This is a genomic window from Bacteroidia bacterium (assembly GCA_033391075.1).
Taxonomy (GTDB): domain Bacteria; phylum Bacteroidota; class Bacteroidia; order J057; family J057; genus JAWPMV01.
In genome coordinates this window covers 163,306-180,762 of the sequence record JAWPMV010000003.1, presented here as the reverse complement: position 1 = coordinate 180,762, position 17,457 = coordinate 163,306, and the positions used below count along the sequence as shown (strand labels likewise).

The window sequence follows — 17,457 nt, the reverse complement described above, 5'->3', positions numbered from 1 at the left end:
TAAGCGGAATACACGACCACTACAGTATCATTTACCCATGCTTCAACTAACTACTACACATATGTTTCCTGACATTTCCTATAAAAACACATTGACTGCTTTCGTAAAAAAGCGGACCTAATCTCTTTGTCCTTTTTCCCGAAGCCTTCATTCATACTAGGTCTATCGACCTGACTAAATACTGCAACATTTTCACACCTATTAGATAGCTAACCTTTAAGTTTCTCTTATGAAAAATAGACTAACTCAAAAATTCGTCTCGGGCAACTCGATCCGACGGGTTTTGGTTCTCTTACCGTTTCTCGGTATGATGATTATGAACCACAGCCTGTTTGCCCAATCCCGAACTGTTTCGGGTACGGTGATTGAGTCTACAACGAAGTCCCCTTTGACCGGGGTATCCATTGTTGTAGAAGGCACTACTACGGGTGCTTTGACCAATGAGAGCGGAGAATACAGTATCACTGTTCCTAGTGATGCATCTGTATTGCTCTTCAACTTCATTGGATATGAAACCCAAAAAATCACAGTCGCTGGACAAAGCAACATCGACGTGTCTATGGTAAGTTCCAATATCGTTTTGGACGATGTTGTGATTACCGCTTTGGGAGTTGAAAGAAAGACCAAAGCCCTGGCTTACTCAGTAACCGAGGTTGATGGTTCTAATTTCACCAAAGCACGTGAGATCAATATCGCGAACTCTCTTGCTGGACAAGTAGCAGGGGTAAACATCGCAAATCCTGCGACTGGTAAAGCCGGTTCTGCTAGAATTGTGATTCGCGGTAACGCCTCTATCTCTGGTAATAACCAACCACTTGTTGTAGTTGATGGTATTCCTATCGACAACTCCAACCTGGGATCTGCAGGTATGTGGGGGGGATCTGACCAGGGAGATGGTATTTCCAGTGTTAACCCGGATGACGTAGCAAGTATTTCTGTATTGAAAGGTGCAACTGCAGCTGCTCTTTATGGATCACGTGCTTCCAACGGGGTACTACTTATCACTACCAAAAGCGGTAAATCCAGACAAGGTATAGGAGTTGAGTTAAACTCTAACTTTGTATTGGATGACGTATTCAATCTGTATGATTTCCAGGATCAGTATGGTCATGGAAACCGTGGAGCTGCTCCTACATCTGCTGACGAAGCCCTCGAATTTGGCTTGTATGCATGGGGAGGAAGACTCAATGGATCAAATGTAATTCAGTTTGATGGTCAAAGCCGTCCGTATTCGAGTCAGGGAGATAACCTGGCTAGATTCTACGAAACGGGAACAACTTTTACGAATACGCTAGCATTGTCAGGTGGAAACGAAACCGCGAACTTCCGTTTCTCTGCTTCCAACCTGGACAATGATGATATCGTTCCTAACGCTGGTTTAAATAGAAAGACCTTTACGGCAAACGTGGGTGGTGTTTTCGGAAAACTGACCTCCAGAATTTCCGGTACCTATGTACGTGAAAATGTTGACAACCGCCCACGTCTTTCTGACTCTCCCGGTAATGCGAACTATACGGTAGGTTCTCTTCCTCCTTCTATCAACGTAGAAGACATGATGGGAGATCCTAACAAATTGGGTGCTGATGAAGATGGAAATGAGCTTCAGTTCAATGACAACATCTTCGTTACCAATCCTTACTGGGCCGCTCACCAGTTCTTCCAGAACAACTTCAAAGAGCGTCTCATGGGATCTATCTTGTTGAACTATGAGTTCACAGATTGGCTTTATCTTCAAGGTCGTGTAGGTATCGATGGATTTACCCGTAAGAACAGATCTTACACTCCTTATGGTACTGCATACAGTTCTCTGGGTGGAATCAATGAAAGTTTCAGCAGATTCTATGAAACCAACCAGGACCTCATGCTAGGTGTGAGAAAGCAGTTCGGGAATGGTTTTGGAATCGATGCATTCGTAGGTGGAAACCAAATGTTCCGCAAGAGCGAAAGCCTGAGTGTAGGTGGTGGGCCGCTGATCGCGCCTTTCGTACACAGTTTGGGTAACGTTCCTCAAAGAAATGGTGGATTCGGATTCAGCGAATTAGGAATCAACTCTCTTTATGGTTCTGTAGAACTTTCTTATGGAGAATATATCTATCTGACTGCAACTGCTCGTCAGGACTGGTTCTCTGTTTTGACTGCTCCTACTTCTGCACCTGATCTGGAAGTTGATAACTCAGAACTCTATCCTTCTATAGGAGCAAGTTTTGTATTCTCAGAAGCGCTGGATATGCCTTCTTTCATCACCTTTGGTAAACTGCGTGCTTCCTGGGCACAGACTGCCAACTCTGGTGCAGTAGGACCTTATGCACTGGTACTTCCTTATGCATTGAATGGTTCTCACCTGGGAGCTCCGATAGGAAACATTTCCGGTGGACGTATTCCTCCGATTGCTCCAACTCCTCCTACTTTTACAGAGTATGAAATTGGCTTGGATGTCCGTTTCTTTGAAAACAGATTAGGACTTGACTTCACTTACTATAACAACAGAACTGAAGACGACCTCCTTCCTGGTACAATTTCAGGAACCTCAGGATATGGATCTGCTTTCCAGAAAGTAGGTGCTATGTCTAATAAAGGTGTTGAGATTTTGATCAACGCAAATCTGGTAAGAGGAAATGATTTCAACTGGGATCTATCCTTCAACCTTGCGAAAAACAACAACACTGTTGAAAGCTTAGGTCCGGATATTGGTGAAACTGGTATTCGTGTAGCTGAATCTCGTACAAGAAATGCCTACATCCACCAGGTTGCAGGTCTTCCCTATAGCCAAATCATGGGATTCTCATACCTGAGAAATGATGCAGGTCAATTGATTCTGGATGATAATAATCTTCCTCAGAGAGACAATGCCAACTTTGGTCCTTTGGGAACCGGTGTACATGACCTGACTATGGGTATCATGAACAACATCAACTATAAAGGAATTAGTCTTTCTGCTTTGGTTGATATCAAAACAGGTGGATTTATCTACAATGCAACGAATGCGTTCAGCTACCTCAGAGGACTTCATAGTGAAACCCTCAATGGAAGAGAAGGTGGACTAAATGTAACAGGAGTAAATGCTAATGGTGAGACTGTCAACGCAAATGTTGATCCACAGGATTACTACCAGCGTTTGTATAATAATGTAACAGAGGTATTTGTGGAAGATGCAGATTTTGCAAAACTCCGTCAGATCACCATTGGTTATACATTGCCTCCAAGCATTATGTCTAAGCTGCCATTGAATCAGATTACTGTATCTGCAGTAGGACGTAACCTTGCTATCCTTTGGAGAAAAACAACCAACATCGATCCTGAATCATTGTATTCAACTGGAAATGGACAAGGATTGGAAATGTTTGGTGTACCAACAACCAGAAGTTATGGTTTTAACCTGAACATTAAATTTTAATGCTGTTCCTTCTGAGAACCTTTTTTAACAAAAAAAGAAAATGAAAAAACAATTCAATATACTGTTGGCTACCCTCGCAATTCTCGCATTGCCGATGTCATCCTGCGATAATGACTTCGATGTAACCAACACGAACCCTAATGTGATCAACGAAATTGATTACAATACTCTGCTAACCCATGCCATGCTGGAAACTTCCGGTGGGCGATATGAAAACTGGCGCGCAGGTTTGATCTATTCCTCAACTATGATCCAGCATTTCGCAACATTGCCTGGATACTGGAGTGGAGATAAGTACCTCTACAATGCAGGATATTCTTCTTCCCTTTTCGACAGAAATTATCCTTCTACTGTAAAGTCTATGGTTGATATTCTGGACAAAACAGAAGCTTCAACCAACCTCCATAATGTAACCCTGATCTGGTGGGTAGCTACTATGCACAGATTGACGGATATGTATGGGGATGTTCCTTATACTGAAGCAGGTAAAGGATTTATCGATGGAAACTTCCGTCCACAGTATGATGCTCAATCTGCTATCTATGCAGATATGCTGGCAAAGCTGGAAACAGCTGCCGGAGCACTGAGTGCTGGTGGAGACGTAGTATCCGGAGACTTCATGTTCGGAGGGGATGTTAACCTTTGGAAAAAGTATGCTTACTCTCTCATGCTTCGTTTGGGAATGAGAATGAGCAAAGTTGATCCTGGTGCTGCCCAGCAATGGGTAGGAAAAGCGATTGCTGGTGGAGTAATGAGCGACATTTCTGAAAGTGCACTGGTTCCACACTCTGATGGACCTGGTGGTATCAACCGAAATGGAATTGGTGAAGTATTCAACTGGAACGGAAGCAGATTCTCTACAGATGATAACCCTCGTTTGAGTGAAACATTCGTAAACTGGATGCTTGACAATACAGATCCAAGACTTGACAAATTGGGTGTTGTTGCCAGCGGTGGTCCTCACAAAGGATTGCCAAATGGACTGGATGCAACTACTATTCAAACCGCTCCAACAGGTTCTGACCTGGATACCTACGACAGAATTACCCATTTGGTAGTACTGAGAGAATCTCCCATGTTATTCCAAACCTATGCAGAAGTTGAACTGCTTTTGGCAGAAGCTGCTGAGCGCGGATGGCACAGTGGAGATGCAAAAACTCACTTCGAAAACGGAGTAAGAGCTGCTATCGATCAGTGGGCTGCCTTTGATGGATCTTTGGCTATAGATGGAGCCGATACCGATGCCTACATTGCAGGATTGAATTATACAACTGGTGGTGCTGACGCTCTTAAAATGATCGGTGAGCAATACTGGGCCGCTACTTTCCTGAATGAATACGAAGCTTACGCTAACTACCGCCGTACTGGCTTCCCCGAACTTGTTCCTACTAACTATCCTGGAAATGAGTCTAATGGGCAAATCCCAAGAAGACTCAGATACCCAACTAGCGAGTATGGAGTGAATGAGGTGAATATCAATGCGGCAAACGCCCGACAGGGTGAAGATGTTTTTACCACCAGAATCTGGTGGGACTCATAAGTCTAAGTCAGTAATTAATTAGTTTCATGGCCCTGTCGACCATCCTGGTTGACAGGGCTAATTCAAAAAAAAGCCTTAATTTCATATAAAGCGGATCATCCTGTCCAGAGCAGAAGAAATTGGAATCAAAGATGTTTGAGAAATTGATCGTCCTGTTGTTGTTTTTATGCTCCTCCCCTTCCCTATGGGCGCAAGGAAGCAAAGGAAAACTCTTTGACTTACTTAGCCCTAAAAAAACGGGCATCCATTTCAGCAATGATCTCACAGATACCCCTACAGATAACATCCTCATATACTCTAATTTTTATGGAGGAGCTGGCGTAGGCCTGGGAGACATCAATAATGATGGTCTGCTCGATGTCTTTTTTGCCGGAAATCAGGTGGCAGACAAGCTCTATCTGAATAAAGGCGATATGCAATTTGAAGACATTACGGAAAGTGCCGGTATTCTCGATGATGGCGCCTGGTCCTCATCTGTCATATTCGGAGATGTGAATCAGGATGGATGGGAAGATATTTACGTTACCCGCGAACTCTACGATGATAAACCGGAACTTAGAAGAAATCTCCTTTACCTAAATCAGGGAAACAATAGCTTCAAAGAAGTGGGCGCTGCCTATGGAGTAGCAGATAGTCAAAGAACCCGAAACGCAACTTTCCTCGATTACGACAAAGATGGAGACCTCGATCTTTTCCTTTGCAATCAACCTCCCAACCCCGGAGATTACTCCAAATTTTACAAGACAGAACTCTTGCTTGAACAATACAGTGTCAGGCTCTATGAAAACACAGGCGGAAAATTTCAAGACGTTACGAAGAAAGCAGGTTTGAATAAAACCGGTTTCCCAAATAGCGTTTCAGCAACAGACTTTAACAATGATGGATGGATCGATCTCTATGTAGCCAATGACTTTTGGGCGGGAGATTGGTTGTTTCTGAATAAAGGCGACGGAAGCTTTGAAAATGTAATCGACGATGCTGTCAAGCACATTTCATTTAGCAGCATGGGGGTGGATGCCGCTGACATCAACAATGATGGCCTGACAGATATCATGGTCCTGGATATGGCCGCAGAAGATAATTATCGGTCCAAAGCCAATATGAGTGGTATGAATCCACAGGCTTTCTGGAAAGTTGTCAAGGATGGAGGGCATCATCAATATATGTTCAATACCCTTCAACTCAATCGCAATGGAAAAGGATTTAGCGATATCGCCCAACTGGCTGGAATTTCTAATACCGACTGGAGCTGGGCAAATCTGATTGCCGATTTCGATAATGATGGCTGGAAAGATATCTATGTAACCAATGGCTTGATGCGTGACATCCGAAATAATGATGCCGCCAAACTCTTCAAGAATCATGTAGAATCTTCTTTATACAAATACATCCAAAAAAATCAGGACCTGGAAGGAAAGTCCGTGTGGGATATCGTGGACATCAATGAAACCCTGGCCCTGGTACCTTCCGAAAAACTCTCCAATTATATCTACCAAAATCAGGGCAAGCTGACTTTCGCTAAAAAAATGCAAGCCTGGGGATTGGATCAGAAAAGCTTTTCCAATGGAGCAGCCTATGGAGATCTGGATAATGATGGAGATTTGGATTTGGTGGTGAGCAATGTGAACGATAAGGCTTTCGTCTATGAAAACCAGGCGACTTCGTCCACCAAAAATAATTATCTCCGCATTCGCCTCCATACCGATAAAGGTTTGAGTTTGGAAGGCAGCAAAATATGGATCAAAACTCAATCAGGTGAGCAACATACAGAGATCGCAGGCTCGAGGGGTATGTATTCCAGTAGTGAACGCATCGCGCATTTTGGATTGGGAACTAATATGGAAATCGAAGAACTCCATATCCTTTGGATGGATGGAACCGAAAGCCTGCTGGAAAATGTGAAACCCAATCAGGAACTAACTATTTCCTATAAGTCAGAGAAGCGATCGGCTCAGGAAAAAGCCAGAGATTCAGAACCCCTGCTTACCAACATCAGCGGAAAATACGGCCTCAATTTTGTTCATAGAGAAAATCCTTTTGACGATTATGAAATGCAAGTACTCCTTCCCCATAAGATGTCGGGCATGGGTCCTTGTATAGCTACCGGAGATATCAATAATGATGGTCTGGAAGATTTTTTTGTAGGAGGTGCTGCAGGTGTTCCCGGAAACCTCTATACCCAAATGGGAAATGGAAGTTTTCTCTCCCTTCCGCAGGATTTTCTCGCAGAAGATAGAATACACGAAGATCTGGGAGCCCTTTTTGTGGATGTAGATGGAGATGATGACCAGGACCTCTATGTAGTCAGTGGGGGAAATGAATTTCCATTGGATTCCAAATACTACCAGGACAGGCTCTACCTCAATAATGGAAAAGGCATCTTTACCAAAGCCTCAGATTTGCTTCCGAATATGAAGTTTAGTGGGTCAAAAGTTTATCCCGAGGATTTTGATAAAGATGGAGATATAGATCTTTTCGTAGGAGGAAGGCATATCCCCGGAGCCTATCCGGAAGCTGCGAGTAGTGTACTTCTTCGAAATGATGGAGGAAGATTTACGGATGTTACGGCTGAACTATTCCCGGATTTAAATGGGATCGGAATGCTAAATGATGCCAGTTGGGTGGATCATGATGGAGATGGCTGGAAAGATTTGATTTTGGTCGGTGAATGGATGCCTATCAGCATCTACAGCAATAAGGAGGGTCGTTTTGAAAAGTTCGAAGCAAAAGGTCTGGAGTTCAGTGAAGGATGGTGGTTCAGCATTGAAAGTGCCGATATCGACCAGGATGGAGATATGGATATGATTGTAGGAAATTTGGGTTTGAACTATAAGTATAAAGCTTCGGTTGAGGAACCTTTTGGGGTTTATTATTATGATTTTGATGAAAGTGGCACCAAAGATATCGTACTTTCCTATTATAATTTCGGCGTAGAATTTCCTTTGAGAGGAAGAGAATGTTCTTCCCAACAGGTTCCTGAGATCAAAGCCAAATTCGAGACCTATGATCTTTTTGCCGGTTCGGATCTGGTTCAGATTTATGGAGAGGATAATCTGGAAACCTCTCTTCATTATGAAGCCTATACTTTTGCCAGCCTGTATATAGAGAACAAAGGCAATGGACGTTTTGAAACCCATCAACTCCCCATAGAAGCTCAATTTTCTTCCGTCAACGATATCATCATAAAAGACATGAACCAGGACGAACATCTGGATGTATTGCTGGCAGGGAATTTATTTGACGCGGAAGTTGAAACCACTCGAAATGATGCCGGAATGGGAGTCCTGCTATTAGGAAACGGCAAAGGTGATTTTAGAAATGTGAGTCCTACAGAAAGTGGTATCTATTTGCCTTATGATGTTAAAAGTCTGGCAGAGATTCGAAGCAATAACAAAAGCCTCATCCTTGTTGGCTGTAATAACGGTCCTATGCAGACCTTGGAATTACAAACGATTACTCGTTGATCAGATTTTGCCGCTATATCCAAAAACTCTACTTCCCAGAGACCATCCTTTCATCAGCACCCATACAATTGCAGCCAACATAAATACCATGATGAGTTCGCCTATGGATATCCGTAGAATTTCATCCAATCTGTCCCAACCTCTCTGACTGTAAACCAGTACTATTCCTGCGACATAGAGCCCGGCAAAAAACCAGCGAATTCCCTTCTTCAATCCCAAACCATGCATCTGGGTAATGATAAAGAGTCCCAGAAATCCGAAGAGAAACATCGGCCAGGCCTGCCCATGAATATAGGCGACCATGGTACCATGAATCGTAACCGTTACTTCCTGCACAATCATCCAGTATTTGTTTACGTGGGTTTGGGTAAAGAAAAGACTGGATTGGATCATGAGCAGAAACATATAAAAGAACCCAATCAGGTGTTGCCACTCCCCTTCCATAGGATGGAACCAGAAGGTATAAATGATGCCCCAGGAAAAAACATAACCATGATATTTCCGCACTACCCTTCCCGTCTCTTTCAGGAAACCTACTTTCTTTCCAAAAAACAGACCCCTTCTCTGATTCTCCATCAAAAGCACAGCAACCAGCAAAATGATGACTGACCATTGCGAGCTAAATACAGAGACATCCTGTGCAAGTCCATCATACCATACATGCGTCTGGATGAGGTGCCAGAAAATAAAAACCGCATTGATTACCAAAGCCGCAACATTGACAGGATGCAAGCCTTTGCTATACTTCAGCTTACTTTTCTGTGCCTGATAAATCAATCCCCAAATCAGGACTTGATGCAGGGTATAACTCCCCCAGGCAGAAAAACGCGTAATAAAACTGGCTTCAGGTAATTTCCATTTATACCAGGCTGCCCCGGTATCAGGCAGAAGCTCGATGGCATCGAGCCGATAATCAAGGGCCCAAATCAAAACTGTAAACAGGGTACTGAATCCTATCCCGCCCCACATGGCCTGATTGGCACTAATATTTGAGAAGTATGAAGAAGTTTTGACTTTTTCTGCCGTAGAAAGGGACATAGCAAGCTGCTTTTCAGTTTAATGACCTATAATTTCTGAACTAATTTCAGATCATTAAGTTTCCGAAATTTCGGTTTTTATCTCAGAACCGTTTCTCCTTCAAACATCTTGCAAAGAAAACCCCTCTCCCTTCCTACTTTTTGGTCACGAATAAATCCAGTTAATCACATTTTCTGTTCACTGCTCACATAAATAGTACTAAGCAGAAAATTCTGTGGGAAATTGACGTAAATCAAAAGCATGAATTATTTCATGGATGAATATAGATCCCTGTCAGGATCTTATCCTGCTCAGTTTAGGAACTACTCCCCCTCATCCCAGCTGGAACATATTCGATTACACACTTTTTGTATTCGGGTTAAAACCAGGGCTTACAAAGACTAGACATCGAATCCTTAATAAAAATTTTAACGACCAAACTCATGAAATACCTAGGTGCACGATATTTCCTTATCCATTCCTTACTCCTAATTGGTTTTTGTTTAAACCTCAGGTCTCAGGAAATGTCCGGACTTTCAAATTCTCCAGTGGGTAAGATAGCTCAATCATTTTTTCAGGCATTTAATTCAGAGGATCGGGAAGAAATGCAAGCATTCATTGCTAATCGCAGGACAGCTTCGGCCCTGAAAAGAATTTCCCTGGAGAATCGGATGAAAATGTTTGATAGTCAAAAAAAAATGATTCAATCCTTTGATTCTCTGAGCCTTGTTTCGGATGATTCCCTCAAACTTTCTGTTTTGGCTTATTCTGATGCGATGGATTCATGGTTTAAAATAGGCTTTGAGTTAAACAATGACTCAGGACTTCTGGAAGGATTCTCTATGCGGCCTGGCAGGGCTCCAAAAGTTCAGCAAGGGAGTCGATATGGAACATGGAACACAGCTAAGCAATTACTCGAGAATATCGTAGCGACTGAATCTATTCCAGGGATATCTCTGGTGACGATATCAAAAGGCCGAATAGATCATAGTGCTGTAGCAGGAATAAGGGAAGTTGGTCAGACAAGTCCTATTGGCAAAAACGATAGGTTTCATATAGGCTCGATTACAAAATCAATGACCGCGACTTTGGTTGGAAAACTAATTGAGGATAAGCAACTGGATTTCCAAACCAAACTACATGAGATTTTCCCAGAGATGGATATGCTTCCGGCATATCGTCAAGTGAGTATAAGACAACTTTTGGATCATCAGGGAGGGATTCCCGCATACCTTATGACTTCTGAAGAGGAAGAATCAAAACTACTGGCCTTGCCGGGAAGTCCTGCGGAACAACGCTTGGCATTTGTAGACATGGTATTAAAGGAAAAAGCAAACGCCCAGGCCGGAACCTTCTCATACTCAAATGCAGGATATACCATCCTCGCTTCGATTTGCGAACAGATAAGTGCTGAGTCATGGGAGCAATTACTTGAAAAACATATATTTACTCCCTTGAAAATGAAAAATTCCGGAATCGGCTGGCCCAATACACATGATCCGAATCAGCCGACCGGCCATTTTGGTCCTGCGAAAACTGCCAAAGCTCAAGGAGCAGATTATTTCTTGGGAGCATACCTTGATCCTGCAGGAGATATCCACTGTTCTATGAAGGATCTCGCTAAATTCCTCCTTGTACATATGAAGGGAATGAATGGTGAAAACTCCCTCTTAAAGGCTGAAACCATCCAGGCATTACATTCATTTGAAGATGGGGAAATCTACGCAGGCGGGTGGATGATTCGAAAGACGAAAGAAGGCCAGCTGATATATGAACATTCCGGTAGTGCAGGAACCTTTATGGCTTATGCAGGATTTGATCCGGAAACCCAAAATGGATGGGTAATGGCTGCAAATGTTGGAGATCTGGCCCTAGATGAAATATTTAAAGAAATCATTGACTTGATTAGTAGCAGCAATTAATTAGTATATCGAAGCGACTGGTATTCTGGAAAAATGAAATCATTATTTTTAATCGAATGCTACTACAAAAACCTTTGACAAAAAATAACATACTTCTGCATCTGCTAGCCTGGCTGTTCTTTGCCTTGACCTTCTTCCTTTCCATAAGTGGAGTAGCGCAAGCTGAAGATAGTTTGAAGATTACCCTGGCTATTTTCCTCCCCTCAATCCCGGGGGTGTACCTTCATCTCTATGTATTCTCCTGGATGCTAAAGACTAAGAAATACCTCCTTTACCTCCTTATCTTGATGGGAGGTATCTTCTTTTTCGGCAAACTTATAGACCTTACTGCGGAAATGCTTTTCCCGGAAGATGAGCAGTTATTCCTTGCCAGCAAACTTGTCCTAGTTGTATTTATTCTGGTTTCAGCTGGATTAAACTATTTTTTTAACCGATTAGCACAGGGTAGCAGGATGATGGAACTTCAAATGAAGCAACATAAGGCAGAACTTGACTCTCTGAGATTGCAATTAAATCCACACTTCCTTTTCAACTCCCTTAATAACATTTATGGCTTGATGAATGAGGATGTGGACAGTGCGGGAGAATCTTTGCTAGCCCTTTCCGCATTACTCCGTTATATGAGTTATACTTCACAGAAAAATCAAATCAGCCTCGATGAGGAAATAAAATTTGTGGATGATTATGTCGCCATGGAACGCCTACGCCTGGGTGAAAAGTGTACTATTCGATTTAGGAAAAATGGAGATTTTGCAGATTGTTTCATCCCCCCATTTATTCTGATTCCCTTTGTTGAAAATGCGTTTAAGCATGGGTCATATGCGACCATTGAGGAAAGCTATATTGATATTGAAAGTTCCTTAGTAGAGAGTACTCTTTCCTTTACTGTTCAGAATAGCATCAAATCTGAGCAAAGTTCAAATGGAGGAGGTGTTGGCATTTCAAATGCCCGAAGAAGGCTGGATTTGCTGCTTCCCGGGAAACACAAACTGGATGTACAGAAAAAATCTGATTCATTTATGGTTAAACTTATAATGGAGTTATCATGCTGAATTGCTTAGTCGTTGATGACGAACCCATCGCAAGAAATTTGCTCGATAAGTACATCAGCAAAGCGCCTGGGATTCACCTGGCTGGAGCCATTGATAATGGCCTTGAAGTGATTCCATTCCTGGCGAAAGAGAATATTGATCTTATGTTTTTAGACATAAATATGCCTCAGTTCACGGGAATTGAATTGTTAAAAGCATTACGCAATCCCCCTCATGTCATTATCACAACAGCATATGCCGAATATGGAGCAGAAAGCTATGACTATGAAGTCATCGATTATTTACTAAAACCTTTTTCTTTTGAAAGATTTCTCCTGGCGATTCAGAAGGTTTTTGACCTAACACAAAGACATACCATCAAATATCCTGAAGTCATCCATTTGAAAGCGAACAATATCATTTATAAAGTTCCTATACCATCCATTCGTTTTATTGCAGCCTTTGGGAATTATATTAAAGTCCATACTACTGATAGAATGTTGGTGGTTAGGAAACCTCTTGCACAAATGGAAAAAGAGCTAAATAGACACATTGTACGTGTGCATAAATCCTATTTAGTAATGCCTGAGTATATTGAACGCCTTTACGCAAAAAAAATAGTATTGAAGGATAAAACAGAACTTCCGCTAGGAGCCACTTTTAAAAAAATGTTGGAGGATCGACTAAAATAAATCGCCTCCTTGAATGAATACTTCTGCTGCAATGGCAAAATAGGCTCTCCAATTAAATCACTTCCTCCTCTATTGGGAGACTTCTTTTTACAGGAAATACCGCAAAATATTCTAGCTCAATTAGCCGGCATATTCCAACTTCCCTTTATTCGTAAGACTCTTTATAAATAGGCTTTCATCTCAGAATACCTATACCTTATAACTATGCCTGCTACAAGCGATTCATATTTTATAGGCGAATGGCTAGTTGAACCAGAGCTCCTGCTAGTAACTAAGAATGGCTTCCAGAAAAAATTGGAACCCCAACTTATGAGGGTATTGGAAATACTCGTTACAGAAAAGGGGCAAGTCATAAGCAAGGATGAGCTAATGGAGAGAGCCTGGGAAGGAGTAATCGTAGGTGAGAATGTCTTGACGCGAGCGATTTCTTCCTTACGAAAAGCACTGGAAGATGATCCGCGCGATCCTGTATATATAGAGACCATTAGCAAAAGGGGATATCGCCTTAGGGCTGATGTCAAAGAGCTAGAAATAGCCCATCAACTCATACAGAATGATTCTGTCAAAAAACCGCTCTTGATCTCCCTCCTGGTTTTGTTCACTTTGGCGATTGGTGCTTTTGCTTCCCGAAAAGCCTTGAAAACTTCCAGTCCCAAAGCCTTTCTTCCTTCCGCCATCGCAAATTATTCCAATACAGAATACTGGCCCTCCATTTCTCCGGATGGAAAATTTGTTGCCTATTCCTGGAAAGGAAAAGAAGATGACAACTGGGATGTGTATGTAAAGCAAATCGGTAGCGGGGATTTAGCAAGAATTACACAGGATGCTTCAGCAGATCTTCGGCCTAAATGGTCACCCAATGGAAGCCACATCTATTTTGCGAGATATGAATCAGGTAAAAGCCAGCTATATAAACGTTCCTTGTTGGGAAAGGAAGAAGTTCGAGTAATAGAGGCTCCAGACCATAGCTTTGGTGATTTTGATATTTCACCAGATGAAAAATGGATTCTATATAATGACAGGAAAGTTCAGGATAGTCCTCTGGGAATAAAATTGATTTCATTGGAATCAGGAGAAGAGAAATGGCTCACAAATCCTGAGGGGAATTATAATGGAGATATTCATCCCAATTTTTCACCTGATGGCCAGAAAATCGCCTTCATCCGAGAGCGAAATTCAGTCAGTATGCAGCTGTGGGTTCTGAATCTGAAGACTGGGAGCTTAGATCAGATAACCAAAGTTCATCAATCTATCAATGGCTTCGACTGGTCAAAAGAAGGAACTTCCTTGATATATGGATCAGATCGTTCCGGTCTTTACAAACTTTGGGAAGTCGATTTAACAAGTGGAATTTCTCAGCTTCTTCCCTTATTGGACTACCAAACGGTTATGCCCCGGATTGCCGAAACAGGAAGGCTTATTTATGCAAAAATGGAAGACCAGGTAAATATTTGGTCTTATGATATGAAAGAAAAAGCCACCAGGATTTGGGAGGCAAGTAGTGGCCTTGATCTCAATCCTGTTTTTTCCCCTACTGGATTACAGGTTTGCTTTACCCAAAAATCAGAAAATCGATTTCAGATCTGGATAGCCCATGCGGATGGTTCTGATCCTATTGCCATAAGCAACTTCTCTGGACAGTATCTTAATAGCCCGCGTTGGTCCTCCGATGGAAAATTCATTGTCTTTCAGGGCTTCCAAGATGGGCAATCCGACATTTTTCAAATAAATGCCAAAGGAGGTCCTCTTCAGAATCTTACAAATTCAGATAATGATGAGCATACACCCTTCTATGGCAGCGATAATAGCATCTATTTCAGCTCTGAGGACGCTGGAACATGGAGTGTGTGGAAAATAGAGGCAAAGGGCACTTTAAAACAAAAAATTTTGGAAAATGAAGCCTATGCTCCTCAAGTCCATGCAGAGAAATCCCTGCTTTTTTATTGTAAAAAGGGAGCTATGGGTTTATGGAAATATGACCTGATAAATAAAATTGAAGAAAAAATCATAGAAGATTTTCATCCTATGCACTATGGGGCTTTTTCTCTGGGAGATTCCGGAATTTACTACTTCAATCCCAACAGTAAGCATATAGAATATCTGGACCTCCAGACTCTTCAATCCAGCTCGGTATTCAAACCAGAAAAAAGGATTCCGAGATTGGGCATTAGCCTGTCCATAAATCCTGCGGAAGATCAGCTTCTTTTTACGCAGATTGATCTGAATGATGCGGACATTATGCGCTCGGAATCCCCCTAAACTTATTCTTCCAATACCGCAGTTAAAATCAGGGGAAGGATTTGTTTAAAGGCTTGATTTTGCTGATGGATTGCTTCAGCCTGATCAACTCGCCAATTGTGGGTTAGGACAATGACGATTTCCATTTCGGGCAGGATCATAATAGCCTGTCCCCCGTATCCAGCCGCAAATATGATCTTCTTTCCCTTCATTTCTCCCATCCACCAACTCAATCCATAAGTATCCCCTCCATATTCTGCTTTCTCTTCTGGTAAATGTGATCGGGTCGCATGATCAATAAAAGCTTCTGATAAAATTTGCTTCCCTTTATACTTTCCTCCATGAGCATATAGATAGCCGATTTTAAGCATATCCCTGGGCTTCATTTCCAATCCAGCTCCCCCATTATAATAGCCTTCACTCAGGCTTTCCCATCTAACATGCTTTATTCCCATGGGCCTAAAAAGGTGCTTTTCCGCAAATTCCAGGGTACTCATCCCTGTTGCTTTTGTCAGGATTGCAGAAAGTAAATGAGAAGCGGCTGAATTATAATTCCACTCCTCTCCTGCTTTGGCATGCATGGGTTTTTGGAGAAGGTAATCGATATGCCTGCCTGAACTTACCCAGGCATTGTAGCCCGCTGCTCCTTCAGACCATTCAATCCCAGTCGTCATAGCCAATAGATGTCGAATCTTAATGGATTCTTTATTTCGGGCCCTTTCCCCAAAATAGGCTTCAATAGAAAGCTCCAGGCTCTCGATATATCCTTGATCAATTGCAATTCCAATCAAGCTAGCCATAATGCTCTTCGTTCCAGAGCGAAGATGATCGAGACTGTCTTTCGCATAATCATCGAAATACTCTTCAAATAAGATTTTTCCGTTTTGACTAATTATCAGACTTCTCAGATTCTCTGCGGCCATTGCCCTCTCATAGACTTTCTTCATTTGAGGGGAGTACTCCTTATTTGAAAGAGAAGGACTTTGACCACAAGCCTGACTAAGTATAAAGGATAAGAGAATCAGGTATATACTATGTTTCATTTCATGTTTTTTAGGTCGAAAGAATTGCTGAGCAATCGGATCATATGCGGAATGTGGGTGAAACGCGCCCTTTCTGCTAATGCACGTTCCTTCTTAAAGTGTGCCAAAGCATGATCATATTCTCCAGCTATTGTATAGGCATCCCCCAATCTCAGGAGAGAAGACATATGAGCAGGGTTCTTTTTTAGCGCCATTTCATAAAAAGGCAATGATTCTTTCCCCAATCCATCTACCATCAATATCCAGCCTATGTCTGCAAGATTATTCAACCAATTATCTGCTTTGTATCGTTTATCCTTCATCAATTCTTTCAACAACTTCATCCCGCTATCCAGCCCATTATTTTTTACTTCTTCATAAACAAGTCCTACTGCATGATCCCTGTCATCCAGTTTTCGAATGAAATTGTTTTTCAAGAATCCAAGGGTATAACTGCTGCACAGAAAAGTAAATTCTATATCAATTTGATCTCCTAACATAGGATTTGAAGCCCAGTCTCCACTTGTTCCTAATTGAAAATCCTTCCGATTGATTGCAAAATCCCCTTTAACGATCATTAAATCCATTCCATTCATGGCTCCTCTCATGAGGCTGGGTGTCTCTATTTGGAGACTTACTGTTTTGCTGATGTCTTTGATATTTAGGGTCCCTTTCAATTCAAAGCCTTTTTCAGTTGGAGTCACTTCTGTACCCTGAAACCAAATGCCTGGGAATTCGGCAGTATTAAGGAAATGTGCTCCCTGGAGTTCTACATCTCTTTTATCATGAGCTGTACTAAATCCCGCCGAACCTAAACGGATAGTAGCTGAACTTTTCATGACATCATTGGGGTCATAAAATATGGTCGCCTGATAAGCTTTCAATGCTCCACGGATTACCGGGAAACCGGCCATAGTAGTTTTAAACTGGATGAAGGAACCATCCTTATTGATCTGATAGCGATTGGCCATATTGATCTTTTGTGCCGAAATCTTTGCGCCCATACAAAGGAATAAGAGGCAGAAAAAAACCGTCGGGAAGTTCTGAGGGCAGGTCTTGTTTTTCATATGCTTATTAAAAATTAAACAAAGGCTTATCTGGCAAAGAATCTTTGAAATTCTTTGTTAGCCCTAATTA

General features: G+C 42.0%; 10 protein-coding genes. 7 read left to right on the top strand and 3 right to left on the bottom strand.

Going from position 1 to position 17,457, the window contains the following annotated elements; translation table 11 throughout:
• Positions 1-229: 229 nt before the first annotated feature.
• From R8P61_33890 to R8P61_33880, 3 genes are all read left to right on the top strand, one after another.
• Positions 230-3,394, top strand: coding sequence for a SusC/RagA family TonB-linked outer membrane protein (locus R8P61_33890; protein MDW3652116.1), 3,165 nt, complete (start codon positions 230-232; stop codon positions 3,392-3,394).
• Positions 3,395-3,434: 40 nt separating this feature from the next.
• Positions 3,435-4,934 (top strand): SusD/RagB family nutrient-binding outer membrane lipoprotein, encoded by a 1,500-nt coding sequence (locus tag R8P61_33885; GenBank protein ID MDW3652115.1) that lies wholly within the window; start codon positions 3,435-3,437, stop codon positions 4,932-4,934.
• Between the two features lie 131 nt (positions 4,935-5,065).
• The gene (locus R8P61_33880; protein MDW3652114.1) at positions 5,066-8,398 is read left to right on the top strand and encodes a VCBS repeat-containing protein; all 3,333 of its coding nucleotides are present in this window, start codon (positions 5,066-5,068) and stop codon (positions 8,396-8,398) included.
• Here R8P61_33880 and R8P61_33875 read toward each other — a convergent pair whose 3' ends face one another.
• A complete protein-coding gene (locus tag R8P61_33875; GenBank protein MDW3652113.1) occupies positions 8,399-9,436 on the bottom strand; it encodes a hypothetical protein in 1,038 nt (345 codons plus the stop codon).
• A 422-nt stretch (positions 9,437-9,858) separates the two neighbouring features.
• On the opposite strand from R8P61_33875, the gene R8P61_33870 reads away from it, so the two are divergent.
• From R8P61_33870 to R8P61_33855, 4 genes are all read left to right on the top strand, one after another.
• The gene (locus R8P61_33870) at positions 9,859-11,337 is read left to right on the top strand and encodes a serine hydrolase domain-containing protein (protein MDW3652112.1); all 1,479 of its coding nucleotides are present in this window, start codon (positions 9,859-9,861) and stop codon (positions 11,335-11,337) included.
• Positions 11,338-11,393: 56 nt separating this feature from the next.
• On the top strand, positions 11,394-12,389 hold the full coding sequence (locus R8P61_33865; protein MDW3652111.1) for a histidine kinase: 996 nt from the start codon (positions 11,394-11,396) through the stop codon (positions 12,387-12,389).
• Positions 12,383-13,060, top strand: coding sequence for a LytTR family DNA-binding domain-containing protein (locus R8P61_33860; protein MDW3652110.1), 678 nt, complete (start codon positions 12,383-12,385; stop codon positions 13,058-13,060). The genes R8P61_33865 and R8P61_33860 overlap by 7 nt, the downstream gene beginning before the upstream one ends.
• Before the next feature lie 204 nt (positions 13,061-13,264).
• Complete coding sequence (locus tag R8P61_33855) at positions 13,265-15,319, top strand: winged helix-turn-helix domain-containing protein (protein ID MDW3652109.1); 2,055 nt, start codon at positions 13,265-13,267, stop codon at positions 15,317-15,319.
• A gap of 2 nt (positions 15,320-15,321) precedes the next feature.
• Here R8P61_33855 and R8P61_33850 read toward each other — a convergent pair whose 3' ends face one another.
• Positions 15,322-16,341: a serine hydrolase gene (locus R8P61_33850; protein MDW3652108.1), complete on the bottom strand. Its 1,020-nt coding sequence runs from the start codon at positions 16,339-16,341 to the stop codon at positions 15,322-15,324.
• Positions 16,338-17,387: a YceI family protein gene (locus R8P61_33845; protein MDW3652107.1), complete on the bottom strand. Its 1,050-nt coding sequence runs from the start codon at positions 17,385-17,387 to the stop codon at positions 16,338-16,340. The genes R8P61_33850 and R8P61_33845 overlap by 4 nt, the downstream gene beginning before the upstream one ends.
• Between the last annotated feature and the right edge of the window lie 70 nt (positions 17,388-17,457).

Excerpts from the sequence above, each read along its gene's own strand:
- R8P61_33865 (MDW3652111.1), top strand. The coding sequence starts at position 11,394 with ATGCTACTACAAAAACCTTTGACAAAAAATAACATACTTCTGCATCTG.
- R8P61_33850 (MDW3652108.1), bottom strand. The coding sequence starts at position 16,341 with ATGAAACATAGTATATACCTGATTCTCTTATCCTTTATACTTAGTCAG.
- R8P61_33870 (MDW3652112.1), top strand. The coding sequence starts at position 9,859 with ATGAAATACCTAGGTGCACGATATTTCCTTATCCATTCCTTACTCCTA.
- R8P61_33880 (MDW3652114.1), top strand. The coding sequence starts at position 5,066 with ATGTTTGAGAAATTGATCGTCCTGTTGTTGTTTTTATGCTCCTCCCCT.
- R8P61_33885 (MDW3652115.1), top strand. The coding sequence starts at position 3,435 with ATGAAAAAACAATTCAATATACTGTTGGCTACCCTCGCAATTCTCGCA.
- R8P61_33860 (MDW3652110.1), top strand. The coding sequence starts at position 12,383 with ATGCTGAATTGCTTAGTCGTTGATGACGAACCCATCGCAAGAAATTTG.
- R8P61_33855 (MDW3652109.1), top strand. The coding sequence starts at position 13,265 with ATGCCTGCTACAAGCGATTCATATTTTATAGGCGAATGGCTAGTTGAA.
- R8P61_33890 (MDW3652116.1), top strand. The coding sequence starts at position 230 with ATGAAAAATAGACTAACTCAAAAATTCGTCTCGGGCAACTCGATCCGA.
- R8P61_33845 (MDW3652107.1), bottom strand. The coding sequence starts at position 17,387 with ATGAAAAACAAGACCTGCCCTCAGAACTTCCCGACGGTTTTTTTCTGC.
- R8P61_33875 (MDW3652113.1), bottom strand. The coding sequence starts at position 9,436 with ATGTCCCTTTCTACGGCAGAAAAAGTCAAAACTTCTTCATACTTCTCA.